At 70.6% G+C, this 306-nt stretch carries 1 protein-coding gene; it reads left to right on the forward strand.

Going from position 1 to position 306, the window contains the following annotated elements; genetic code table 11:
• On the forward strand, nt 1–306 hold a 306-nt coding region (locus CAPSK01_RS01825; protein ID WP_034921495.1), incomplete at both ends, for a hypothetical protein.

The raw sequence follows: 306 nt of genomic DNA on the forward strand, positions 1-306 counted from the left end.
GCCAGTCACGACCACGGCGAACTTGCCAAGGCCGCGCTGTCGCTGCTCGACATCGCGCTGGCCGGCTTCTGGGGACAGGATGTCCGCCCCCTGATGCAGGGCGCGCTGGTCGCCATCGGCGACCGCTTGCTGTGGCTGCTCGACTGCCTCGAAGCGCTGCCCGGCCCGATGCATGGCAAGGCCAGTGCCGGCGATGCCGAGATTGCCGCCGTGCGCGTTCTGGCCGGGCTCCTGCGCCTCAATCAGAGCCAGCCCCTGCCGGGGTTCGACGAAGCCTTCACGCTGGCCAGCCTGCTCCGCTTCGCC

It is taken from the genome of Candidatus Accumulibacter vicinus, from assembly GCF_000584955.1.
GTDB lineage: Bacteria > Pseudomonadota > Gammaproteobacteria > Burkholderiales > Rhodocyclaceae > Accumulibacter > Accumulibacter vicinus.